The organism is Abyssisolibacter sp. ZYX002 (assembly GCF_056892235.1).
This window is the reverse complement of sequence record NZ_JARMXH010000006.1, coordinates 157,474-169,955: the sequence shown is the minus strand read 5'-3', so window position 1 is coordinate 169,955 and position 12,482 is coordinate 157,474. Positions and strand designations below refer to the sequence as shown.

The 12,482-nt window shown below is 28.7% G+C and carries 12 protein-coding genes; 8 read left to right on the top strand and 4 right to left on the bottom strand.

The features are described from left to right. Positions 1 to 155: 155 nt before the first annotated feature. Positions 156 to 1,088, top strand: a complete 933-nt coding sequence (locus tag P3X86_RS16715) for a S1 family peptidase (RefSeq protein WP_483293871.1) — start codon at positions 156 to 158, stop codon at positions 1,086 to 1,088. 173 nt (positions 1,089 to 1,261) lie between these two features. On the opposite strand, the gene P3X86_RS16710 is transcribed toward P3X86_RS16715, so the two are convergent. Next, complete coding sequence (locus P3X86_RS16710; RefSeq protein WP_483293870.1) at positions 1,262 to 1,795, bottom strand: histidine phosphatase family protein; 534 nt, start codon at positions 1,793 to 1,795, stop codon at positions 1,262 to 1,264. A gap of 186 nt (positions 1,796 to 1,981) precedes the next feature. Here P3X86_RS16710 and P3X86_RS16705 point away from each other — a divergent pair, with 186 nt between their 5' ends. Next, the gene (locus P3X86_RS16705) at positions 1,982 to 2,602 is read left to right on the top strand and encodes an NUDIX hydrolase (RefSeq protein WP_483293869.1); all 621 of its coding nucleotides are present in this window, start codon (positions 1,982 to 1,984) and stop codon (positions 2,600 to 2,602) included. A gap of 373 nt (positions 2,603 to 2,975) precedes the next feature. Beyond that, positions 2,976 to 3,149: a hypothetical protein gene (locus tag P3X86_RS16700; protein WP_483293868.1), complete on the top strand. Its 174-nt coding sequence runs from the start codon at positions 2,976 to 2,978 to the stop codon at positions 3,147 to 3,149. 524 nt (positions 3,150 to 3,673) lie between these two features. On the opposite strand, the gene P3X86_RS16695 is transcribed toward P3X86_RS16700, so the two are convergent. Beyond that, positions 3,674 to 4,261 carry a flavin reductase family protein gene (locus tag P3X86_RS16695; RefSeq protein ID WP_483293867.1) on the bottom strand — a complete coding sequence of 196 codons (588 nt, stop codon included), beginning with the start codon at positions 4,259 to 4,261 and terminating at the stop codon, positions 3,674 to 3,676. A 408-nt stretch (positions 4,262 to 4,669) separates the two neighbouring features. On the opposite strand from P3X86_RS16695, the gene P3X86_RS16690 reads away from it, so the two are divergent. From P3X86_RS16690 to P3X86_RS16670, 5 genes are all read left to right on the top strand, one after another. Then, entirely contained in the window at positions 4,670 to 5,581 is a 912-nt protein-coding gene (locus P3X86_RS16690; protein ID WP_483293866.1) for a dienelactone hydrolase family protein, read from the top strand. A 174-nt stretch (positions 5,582 to 5,755) separates the two neighbouring features. Continuing rightward, on the top strand, positions 5,756 to 5,905 hold the full coding sequence (locus P3X86_RS16685) for a hypothetical protein (protein WP_483293865.1): 150 nt from the start codon (positions 5,756 to 5,758) through the stop codon (positions 5,903 to 5,905). Between the two features lie 481 nt (positions 5,906 to 6,386). Then, positions 6,387 to 6,515 carry a hypothetical protein gene (locus tag P3X86_RS16680; RefSeq protein WP_483293864.1) on the top strand — a complete coding sequence of 43 codons (129 nt, stop codon included), beginning with the start codon at positions 6,387 to 6,389 and terminating at the stop codon, positions 6,513 to 6,515. Between the two features lie 164 nt (positions 6,516 to 6,679). Beyond that, entirely contained in the window at positions 6,680 to 7,375 is a 696-nt protein-coding gene (locus P3X86_RS16675) for a response regulator transcription factor (RefSeq protein WP_483293863.1), read from the top strand. Then, the gene (locus P3X86_RS16670; protein ID WP_483293862.1) at positions 7,353 to 9,590 is read left to right on the top strand and encodes a sensor histidine kinase; all 2,238 of its coding nucleotides are present in this window, start codon (positions 7,353 to 7,355) and stop codon (positions 9,588 to 9,590) included. Before P3X86_RS16675 ends, P3X86_RS16670 begins: the two co-directional genes overlap by 23 nt. Positions 9,591 to 10,226: 636 nt before the next feature. Here the strand turns inward: P3X86_RS16670 and P3X86_RS16665 are convergent. Both P3X86_RS16665 and P3X86_RS16660 read right to left on the bottom strand, forming a co-directional pair. Next, positions 10,227 to 11,432: an ABC transporter permease subunit gene (locus tag P3X86_RS16665; RefSeq protein ID WP_483293861.1), complete on the bottom strand. Its 1,206-nt coding sequence runs from the start codon at positions 11,430 to 11,432 to the stop codon at positions 10,227 to 10,229. Positions 11,433 to 11,443: 11 nt separating this feature from the next. After that, positions 11,444 to 12,211 carry an ABC transporter ATP-binding protein gene (locus tag P3X86_RS16660; protein ID WP_483293860.1) on the bottom strand — a complete coding sequence of 256 codons (768 nt, stop codon included), beginning with the start codon at positions 12,209 to 12,211 and terminating at the stop codon, positions 11,444 to 11,446. Between the last annotated feature and the right edge of the window lie 271 nt (positions 12,212 to 12,482).

Genomic DNA, 12,482 nt, shown 5'->3' with positions numbered 1-12,482 from the left:
CATATCAAATATTTGATTTATATAGATTATAGTACAAACATTTAAAACTATTATAATTTGAAAGGATGGTATGCTGTGAGAAAAGGGAATTTGTGGTCGTGTATTATGACATTTAGAGAAATATCACAAAATTAGACAAAAGAGCTTACGGAGGAATGTATGTTGATAGTAATGGTGTTTTAAATATATTAGCGAAAGATACTGATAAGGTGTGCGAAGATATAAATTTAAACGTTAGTAATAGGGAAGCTAGAATAAATTATAGAAAATCGGAGTTTTCGTTATATGAGTTAGAAGAAACCAATAGTGTTTTGTATAAAAATATGGAGCTATTAGGTATAGATACTATTGAAATAGACCAAGTCAATAATCGTGTATTAGTTTGTATTTACGATATGGACTCAAATAAAGTGTCTTTAAAAGACAGATTAGATTTATTATTAGTAAATCAAAAGTGTATCAGCATTAAAAATATAATAGAAAGACCAGTAGATCAAACTGTGTATACAATAAAAAATGGTAGTAAATTAACAACGGATAACTCAAGATTTTCATCATGTGTTGGTGTAAAATGGACAGATTCGAGCGTTGAAAAATACGGATTTCTTACAGCTGCTCATTGTGTTTTAGATGGAGAGATTGTTTATTATGATAACGAGCATTTAGGGATACCTGTTAGAAGACAATACTCAGGGGCTGTAGATGCAGTTATAATAGAACGATCGACTACACCTAATACATTTAGTCAAACCAGAGACTTCACAGATAATACCCAGTATGAGGATGTAAGAGGAGGATTCCCAGTAGGTACAGAGGTAACACTCTATGGTGACACAACTCAGATGATAACTGGAAGAATATTGAGTACGAATTACTCAGTAAACGTAGGGGGAGTTCAATTTAGTAACTTAGTAAAAACATCTTATGTATCACTACCAGGAGATAGCGGTGGAGCTATAAAGATAGAGACTACAGATGAAGGGAGTTACTTAGTTGGAATCCATAAAGGAGGAGATGGTAGTAGCTACGGATATTATTGTGATATAGATAAAGTAAAAAGCGCATTGAACTTTGTAGAGAGTTATTAATATATCAATATAAATGTATGGAAAATAGAATTGTTCTGAGATTTATAAGAACAATTCTATTTTTATATGCGATAATTTAGCATATAGAAAAAAGCAAAAATAATGGTGTTAGAATTTTTATAGCGCAGGTACAATAGTAAAATTATTCACCTTTTTAATAAGATAATAATATATTACTTCTCAAAAACCACCAATTCTCCGTTTCTTAGCTTAGTAAATTTCTTTCCTTTAAAACCGTTTTTAATCAATTCTTTCTGTAAGAAATACAAAAAGAACCCGTGACTTACTAATAATATATTAGATGTATCAAGGTTTATAATTTCGTTAACAGTTTTTTTCACTCTATTAATGGTTTCGTGTTTTGATTCTTTTTGAGACTTATGAGAAAATAACCACGCAATTCTTGAAATTGCTGACCATATTTTGCAGGGTAATACTATTTTTCTATTAGTAAAGGATGCCATAGGTACTTCTCTTAAGATATCAGATTGTATTATATTACCCTTATACACAGTGTTAGCTGTTTTTACAGCACGGTGAAGGTCACTAGCGTAACATCTCTCCCATTTGATATCTCCCATTCGGACAGTGTTTTCTATCACGTCTGCTATATCATAATTTGTTGCCCATTTATTGTACTCATCAGAGTTCAATAATTTATGATATTGACAATCTACTTTAAAATGTCTAATTAAGCCTACTTTCATATATTCAACCCCATTTTAGATTTTGATCACAAAATTAAACTTATATTTGAATTATATAATATTCACATGAAAAATCAAGCCTTATAACAATTATGTTGGTAATTAATAGCATATAGTTTATAATTATAATATAGTTAGATAATAATACTATTATAATCATTTAATAAACGTATAGAGGAGAATATAATGCAGAACAGCAAATGGTTGAAGTGGGCAAAAGAATTACAGTTTCTAGCGCAGTGTGGGTTAGCATACTCAAAAGATAGATTTGATATAGAACGATTTGAGCGTATAAGAGATATAAGTGTTGAGATAGTCAGTGAGTATACAGAAATTGAGCATAAAAAAATCAAAAATTTATTTGCAAATGAATCTGGGTATCAAACTCCAAAAGTAGATGTAAGAGCAGCTATATTTAACGGTGATAAAATATTGATGGTAAAAGAAAAATCAGATGGCAAATGGACTATGCCCGGAGGATGGGCAGATACCTTATATAGTGTGTATGAAAATGTAAAGAAAGAGGCTATGGAAGAAGCAGGAGCGAACGTTGAAACTAAAAGGATCATAGCAGTCATGGATATGAATAAACACTTTAAGACAGAGTACCCTTATTCGATATACAAGATTTATGTTGAATGTGATTATATTGATGGTGATTTTAAAGAGAATGCTGAAACAGAAGAAGCTACCTTTTTTAATATTGACAACATACCAGAACTGTCATTTGCAAAATGTACTAAAGAACATATAAAAATGTGTTTTGAAGCTAGAAATAAAACTATACATCAAGCTATTTCAGAATAATTTACTTGGTTAAAATTAATGAGACTATTTAAATTAAAGACTATGAAGGTAAAGAAACACGTTTATCTAAAATAAGATTTGTTGGTAGTCTTTTTTTTGTGCAAAAAAATACAGGAATATGACATACATATGTCATATTGCATTTGCTATAATTAGTACGAAGAACAAAATATTAGAATGTTAGGAATAAATCTAAAAAAACAACATGTTAATGGATTCGCTTATGTGAATTTATTATATGTAGATTTATCTGTTTTGGGGAGTTGGTTTATTATATACTTGGGGAGGTATATAATAAGCCATACAGGTAAACTATATCAAAACGTACTACTTAAACATCAAAATTCATTGTAAAATGAAAGGGGGATAGCACATGAAAAAGTTATTTAAAAGAAATAATGTAGACTCTATTGAGTTTTGTACAACAGTATGGGTATGCAAATGTACTAAAACTACTGAACCTACTAAGCCAACCAAACCATCACTATCTATATCACCAGTGGAAGATGATTGGCTAGATAACAGAGTGAATTTCTTTGATCCTTAAAATGAAAAAATTATGAAGAACAACGCAAAAGGGATAGCAAATAAAAAATAACAAAAATTAAAATAGCGTACAATTAAAGAAGCTTTTGGAGACGTCTGTTTCCAAAGCTTCTTTACTAATAATAGCAGAGTGTTAATTTTCAATTTTATAAAATAAGACATACATATGTCATAGTTCTTTTGCTATAATAAGCATGAAAAAAACATAGGTATGATAAGTTCGCTTATGTGGACTTGTTATAAACTAGACGCATAGTTTATAAATTAATACTCAGAAGAGGAGAGGTGATAAAGATTGGTCAAAAGAAATATTAGAGAATCAATAGAATATTGCACATAAGAATGGGTATGTAAATGCAGTAAACCAATAATAAAACAAAGACCATCACTAACAAAAGATGATGGTTAGATAACTGAGTCAATCTATGAGTAAAAAATAAATTATGAAATAAATTATTTTAAAGAAATAACAGAAAATATAAAAAAGCTTTGAATAATTTTAGTAGTTTTTTCAAGGCTTTAAGTCTATTTTTTGGTTTTTATTTTCTTTTTTTTCTTTGCAACAGAAAATCCGAAACGACCTAATTTTTTGCCAAGTCCAAAATAATTACCATGTGAGTAACATATAGGATTAGCTTTATCTAAACAAAAAGTATCATTTTCATCCAAGTAAGTATCATCAATATTTACAGCTAAAACTTCTGCCATAAACATATCATGAGAACCAAGTTTTATGATATCTGTTACTTTACATTCAATATTAACTGGACTTTCTCCTATCATAGGGGAATTCACTTTAGTTGCCTTCTCTATAGAGAGGTTCATATCACTAAATTTATCAAAATCTCTTCCTGACTTAACTCCACAATAATCTGTAGATTTTACTAAAGCTTCAGTAGTTAGATTTATAACGAATTCACCAGTTTCTTTGATTATGTCATACGAATACCTACTAGGTCTAATTGATATGTATGTCATTGGTGGATTAGTACATATAGTACCAGTCCAAGCTATAGTTATGATGTTGTAGTTTTCCTCGCAGTTGCCACAGGATACCATAACAGCAGGCAAAGGATATATCATATTACCAGCCTTCCAAGTTGTTTTTGCCATGATTGTTTCTCCTTTATATTAGTGTCCATAAAATATTAACATAGTTAGTATCGTTTTACAAGGACTATATTAGTATGGTAGAATTTATGATAGTTATAACAACAAATATAAAAAAAGATAAGGAGTGATGTATTATGATGAATATAGAATATATAAAATCAAACAAAAGTTTCTCCAAAGGTAAGGTATATAATTTATAATACTTCAATCTGAATTATTCATGGAACTTTAATGAATATACTGTAACTTTTTAGATTACAATATTTTAACCATTATGAAAGCATACTAGGTAGTACGTCAAGAATCGATGGAAGTGCTGTGATTAGAAGGATGTTGTATAGTCATTGATTTTTTGTACTCAATTTAGGGTTAACATTTGGATATTTTATTATTTGAAGGAGATGAATTATGAAATACACTGAATTGTTAAACAAGACACTTAAAATCTATAAACAAAAAGGTAGTAAAGAAGCATATGAGTTTATAGAAAAAAATAAGAACAATATTATAGGATATAGAAATGAGGCACAAATATATAACTTTAGGTATGCATTAGCTGCATCATCTGGATTAAAGGCAGAAGCGCTTAAATTAATAAAAGAAGCCATAGTGGATAAAGGATATTGGTACTCCTATGATTACTTAAAAAGCGATGAAGATTTAGAGTGCTTTAAAGATAACGAAGATTTCATAAATATGATTAACCTTTGTAAAGAAAGAGAACAAAGCGCAAGGAATGAATCAAAGCCAATTATGAGAATAATTGATAATAAGAATGAGGAATCAAAGTTTGTAATGGCACTTCATGGTAACCAAGAGAATATTCAGATGATAAAAGAACAATGGGAAGTGGTTACAGAGCTAGGATATAAATTAGCTATGATTCAATCATCACAAGTTCAAGTTACAGATGGATATGTTTGGAGTGATATAAATAAAGGATTTAAGGAGTTACTTGCTCATTATGAGTGCTTACAGAAAGATAAGTATGATAACCTTGTAGTAGGAGGTTTTTCAGCTGGCGCAGGAGTTATAGTAGAAGTCATAATAAATCAGAAAATAAAAGCTGACAAGATAATATTAGTTGCACCATGGTTTCCAAACTTAGATAAAATAAAAGAAAATATATATATAATTAAAGCTATAAAAACGAAAATATATATAATCATCGGAGATGAGGATGATGACTGTTTAGAATGTACTAGAGAGTTCAAAGCAATGTTAGATGATAATAATATTGAGCATGATTTTGAGTTTATAAAAGGATTAGACCATTCTTACCCAGATGATTTTAACAAATATTTAAATAGAATATTATAGATAATATACTTATATAAAATGATATTTTTCCCCTATATAGATACGCTTATGTTTCAAAGCTATTTATATGGGGGTTTTATGATTTTATGATACGTTGACACTTTATTGACTTAATGGGATAAAAATTATATTATTATATTATAAATATATAAAAAATACAAAAGGAGGAAAAAAATGAAAAAACTAAACAAAAATCAAAGAACAAGCTCTATAGAAGTATGTAGACCAATATGTTTATGTGCTTGCAGAATCTTACCCAATGGAGATGATTTTGTGGAAAATAGAAGTATGTTGTATGAAACAGAGATAGATCCATTACCATAATAGACATATAAGGAAGATAGGTCATGGATTATGAAGAATTTATTAAAAAGTAAAATATTATTATTACTGAAGAGTGTAGGGCAAGAGGCACATGTCGTTGTATGATATTGCCTTACAGTGTAGAAACTGACTACTGGTTTGAAAGAAGAGAAAGAGCAAGTGCAATATTCTAGTGATAAATAAGAAAAGGGGCTGTCTCATAAGATAGCTTCTTTTCTTATTTTACATATTATAAAAATCTTTCATTTGATATGCTTTATTAATATTTAAGGCAATCTTAAGAAATTTGTTATAATTTTAGTAGATATTTTTTTAGAGCCATGTGTTAAGCTTATTTATGTAAGCTCTTAATAATTAAATAATAAAGAAAGTGGTGTATGAAATTTGATGTAGGCTAAAAACAAAGAGATAAAATTAAGTATTGGATGTTTTGAAACAATGGTAGGACTAAATAACAATAATATAAAAGGATGAATAATTAATGGATAAAGAAACCAAGAAAATCAAGTCAAGAGACACATTATTAGCTTTATACGTTTTCGTAACTATATCATTATCAATAATAGTTTTAAGTTTTAGATTTATTAATAAAGGAATATTAAAAAAATGAATGAACTGATAGTAGAAGATGCTTGTTTGATAGATTGTAGTGATAAGAGAAGATTTATTATTGATTAGAGAAATCTTTAGAAATTTGTTATAATTTTGGTAGCTATTTTTTTATAGTGGTATGTTATTATAGTTACAGAGATATCTCAAATTAGGAGTGAAGAAATGAATAAGTATAATATTTTGGTTGTGGATGATGAAAAAGAAATAACCGACGCAATAGAAGTTTATTTAACTAATCAAAACTACAATGTTTACAAAGCATATGATGGAAAAGAGGCTTTAGAAATATTTGAGAAGGAAAAAATACATCTAGTTATTATAGATGTAATGATGCCAAAGCTAGATGGGATAAGTGCTACTATAAAAATAAGGGAGATTAGCACAGTTCCAATTATTATACTATCGGCAAAATCAGAAGATGTTGATAAAATTTTAGGGCTTAATATTGGTGCAGATGACTATATCACAAAGCCTTTTAATCCTCTTGAAATGATTGCAAGAGTAAATTCGAACATGAGAAGATATACAAGTTATACTAAAAAAGAAAACCAAAAGAAAGCTAATATTATTAAAATAGGTGAAGTTGAGCTAAATGATGATAGTAAAGAGATCACTGTAGATGGTAACGCTATCAAGATTACTCCTATAGAGTATAAAATACTATACCTAATGATGAGTAATCCAAACAAGGTTTTTTCAATAGAAGAGATATACGAAAAAGTATGGAATGAACCTGCGTATAATCCAGATACAGTAACGGTCCATATTGGTAGGATTAGAAATAAAATTGAGATTAATCCTAAAATACCTAAATATTTAAAGGTGGTGTGGGGCATTGGATACAAATTCCAAAAATGAAGTTGAAACAAATAATAGTACTGATATAAAAGAAAAGCCTGATTTGAGTAAGGATAATATAGTTGAAGTTGGTGAAGAAAAGGATGAACATAAAGTAAAAGAGGAAGATAATAATCAAATAGAACCTATAAAAAAAGAAGAGACTCAGAAACGTTTTAAAATTTTGAATAGTTCAATTGTACTTTTTTTATACATAGCATTGATTTCAACAGTAATAGCTTTTAGTTATGCACCTGTTAAAAAATGGTATGGCTACGAGAATATAGAACAGAAATATATACAATCTAGGTTATTTTCAAATAATATGTTTCGATATACTGAGTATTTGCTGAATAGTACCGATGAATACTATCCTAATATTAATTTAGAGGTACAACCATATGCAGATGCAAAGAGTTTAAAATACTTAGTGCGTTTTGATGATGAAGTAAAAGCACTTTCTAATGACAAGCATGAATGGTTTAATTTAGAAAATGCAAATACATTATACTATATAAGAATTCAATGTGATGATAAAGGTAAATTTACCATAGAAGAATTGAATGATAAAAAATTTGAAAGTAGCATCTTATTGTCAAGACTAAATGAGTGGAATAAAAATAGAAAGCAAGGACCATTTAAGAATGTACGAGTTCAATATTTAATACCAAAAAATCTATCACAATACGACGATGAATTGGTTACAGAAATAAGTAGATATTCTGTAGAATATGCTTTAATATGGATTATAGCAATAATTTCAGTAATAGGTGCAATCATAGTTATATTATCAGCTTTGTTAGCAGATTATAAAAATCAAAAAGAGAAGAAAATACTAAGATTATACAACATAATGCCACTGGAGTTTAAAATAGCCATTGTTGTAGGTGTAGCAGCATTTTGTATAGCTTTTGGGAATAATATACTTTATAATCTTGAAGATCAAATTATAACTGCCATATGTTTAGCAAATGATAATTTTCACATAATCGGAATAACCGCATTGTTTATTATATACATGTGGATTTATAAAAACATTGTTTATGTCAAGTACATTTACCATAAAGGAATTGTAGAAGGTTTAATCAAGAATAGCATAGTTGGATTGATACTTTTAAGAGTTGGTAAAGTATTAATAAGAATATGCAAAGCTTTAGGTGTAATTTGCGGGAGAATGTTTGTAGCTTTACGTAATAAATTTAGAAAATTTTCAAACATGGAATTAAGTAAAAAATATTATATTCTTTTAGGTTTAATAATATTAATAAATATTATACTACTGATTTTCTGTGCTTCAGTATACAAAAATGATTTAACATTATTAGTATTCGGGCTATATGAACTTTTAGTTGTTGTATTATTAACGGTAATATTTTTAAAAACAAAAAAACTAGAAACAGATACAAATAGTCTTTCGCAAGGTAAATTTAATATAGAGTACAACAGTGAAAAAGGAATATACAGTTCTATATATAACAACTTAAACAATATAAATAAAGGATTTAAAGTAGCAGTAGAAGATGCTACAAAAAGTCAGCAGATGAAAGCTGAACTTATAACAAATGTTTCACATGATCTTAAGACACCACTTACATCAATAATCACATATGTTGACTTGCTTAAGAGTGATGAAGTGGATAGTAAATCTAAGAGAGAGTATATAGATATACTAGATAAAAAATCTAAAAGATTACAAATATTAATAGAGGATTTATTTGAAGCTAGTAAAGCTAGCAGTGGAAGTGTAGAGATGTTCTTTGAAGATATAGATATAATAGCACTTTTTAGGCAGACAATAGGAGAGCTAGAAGAGAGAATTGAAAAAAGCTCATTAAACTTCAAAATAAATTTACCAAACGAAAAAATAATCTGTAGACTAGATGGGAAAAGAACGTATAGGATATTTGAAAATATAATGAGTAATATTTTTAAATACTCTATGGAAAATTCAAGAGTATACATTGATCTCAAAGAAAGTTCAAGTGATGTAATGTTTATATTTAGAAATATAGCTGCTTATGAAATGAACTTTGACGAACAGGAGATAATAGAAAGATTCACAAGAGGAGACAAGTCAAGAAATACAGAAGGTTCAGGTCTAGGGTTAGCGATAACAAAAAGTTTAATGAGTTTGCAAGATGGCCTAATGGACATAAAAATAGATGGCGATTTATTTAAACTGTCATTAATATTTAAAAAATCAACAAAAATGGCAGTTGAAAATAATATAAATTAATAATTCCTAAACACTTATCCAATTTAAAAGAAGCTGTTAGAAATAACAGCTTCTTAGATTGATGACAAAGTCATCAAGATAGCAGACTTTAGAAAAGTTCAATTTCAAGGCGTGTTAAAATTGAGTAGCAGAGCTTACTTAGAGGTAAGTGAGCAACGGAAATTTTAACAACAACGCAGAAATTGGGCTTTTGTCTACGGTCTGAGAAGCTGTTAGAAATAACAGCTTCTTTTTAGTTTTCTATTAGACAAGCTAAAACAATAACCAAACAACCAGCAAACTAATTAAGATGCATATCCGTTTTTCTGGAGAAGCGACTTTAGAAGACTTGTTACTTCAATGCTTTTACATAATAAAAGGAACAGGACACCAATTAAAAAGAATTAGGATATGCTTCCACCAATAGGTAAAGAATCATCTAAAACTAATGCTTCTGAACTTACAAAGCTTGACCGTAGTGATAAGATACCCAAAATCAACTTGATGCTTAACAAATAAAGTATTGAGTAACTACTAAGACCTGTAAATATAAACTAAGATTTCACGTTACTAAAATAGAAGTATACGTAAAACAAAAAAATGACCATAAAATTATTACAATGGTCATTTTTGATTAAATTCTAGTATAAAAAATTATTATGCATTAAACATAGTATTTTCATTTTTAAAAGAGTAAGTTATAGCTTTAGTCAATACAAATGCAGTTAACAAAGACGAACCTATAGTGAATAAAAATGATTGCATATCTAAATTAAAATTAAGAATGGCTTTAATAGATGCTATGCTTCCATAGACTGGTATAGCATATTTATAACTGCTTATTTCGCTACTACCAAACATAGTAGAGAAAGATGCCAACATTACAATCATAAATACAGGAGTAACATAAGTCGCAGCTTCTTTTACAGTTTTAGCCTTTACAGATATCAAACAAACTAAACCAACGTTTATTCCAACTAGAGTTATCATGATAAGTAATAACTGAATGAATTGCATTATAGAAAACTGAGGTAGACCTCCACCAACAGGTATAATACTAGAAGCAAATGGTACTGATATAGCAACTCCTATAAAAGAACAAAGTGCGCTTATAATAGCTATGATTCCGAGGCCAGCCATTTTACCATATGCGATACTGTTTCTGCTAATAGGGGCAAGTAATAGATTAGCCATAGTACCTCTTTCCTTTTCACCTGCGATAGATTCCATTCCAACTCCCATAGTAGAAGAGAACAGTATTATACCAATAAGCATAGGTAATATCATGCTCAACATTTTACCCTTTTGCTTATTTTTATCAACTATAACACCTTCACTATTTGTAGCGTCAATAGAAAATGCTTTAGTGTAATTTATATTTTCAAATCTTTTAGTCAAAATATCAGTTTCATAAGGTTCTAATACGCTAGATAAAAACTGTTTTCTAGATTTATTAGAATAATCTTCAGATGGATTGTAGAAAGTCTTTATTTCTGGCAATTTACTCTCAGATTTATAGCTAGCTATCTTATTATCAAAATCAACGTCAAATGATACTAGTAAATCAACAGTACCTTTCTTAATAGAATCTTTTATAGTAGATATGTCCTCACCATTAATATATTTGATTTTAATATTATTTTTTTCTATACTATTGTAATAGTTGTTAAAGCTTTCTGGACTATTTTGAACATAAACTATAGGTATATGTTCATTTATATTACTCATCATGCTAGCTGATAACCTTCCTAGCAGAGCATAAGTAGCAAATAAACTTATAGCTGGCAATATAAACAAAGAAATTATTAATCTTTTATCTGTAAAAACTCTTTTTAATTCTTTTTTAATAATAGCTAATATCATACTAGCACCTCCTAATTCATATTTTGTTTATAAAGTTTAAAAAATGCATCCTCTAAATCAGTTGTTCCTGTATTTTCGAGGATATCTTTTACAGTGCCATTAGCTACGATTTTTCCGTTTATTATTATACCAAGATTATCGCATAGCTTATTAGCAAGAGTCATAATGTGAGTAGAAATAATAACAGTTTTACCTTTTTCTCTAAGTAGTTTTAAGTAGTCTAAAACGGCTCTTGCAGTTATAATATCAAGTCCTATAGTAGGTTCATCAAAGATAACCACATCTGGGTCATGTATCAGACTAACAGCAATAGAGAGCTTTTGTTTCATACCTGTTGATAAATCCTCAATTTTTTTATCGGCAAATGAGGTAATACCGAAATACTCAAATAGTTCATCCTTTCTTTTGTTAATAGTTTTTTTATCCATTCCATGTAATCCACCAAAAAACTCAATAGTGTAATTGGGAGTAAAATGTTGGTCAAGTTTAAGTTCATTAGTCAAGAAACCTATCTTTTTTCTGACTTCTATAGAATCTTTCACACTATCATGACCGTCTACGTATATGTGACCTTCTGTTGGATTAAGTAAAGTAGCAATACATCTAAGAGTAGTAGTTTTACCAGCTCCGTTAGGGCCTAGTAAACCGTAAATCTTACCTCTTTCAGCAAAAAATGAAATATCATTAGCTGCTCTTTTAATATTGTCTTTTGTCTTTAACTTAGCCATTTGTTTCTTGCTTAGTTTGTAGATTTTAGAAAAGTTTTTTACTTCAATCATTATTTATCGCCTCTCTTCCATTACCTTTTCTTATATTTATGAAGATAATATGGGTAAAAATTATGTAATTTACAAAGCTAAAACATACGTATTTTGTATAGTTAGCTTTGCATTTTAGTATAATTTACTTTTAATAGATTGTCAAGTATATATTGTAATGAATCAATGAAAGTTAAATATAGAACAAGAAAGGGTGTTGTAACATTTAGATTATTAAGAGCAGATTTTAAGTATTATTATTCAAAAGATAAACTTTTAGAAGATGGTTTGG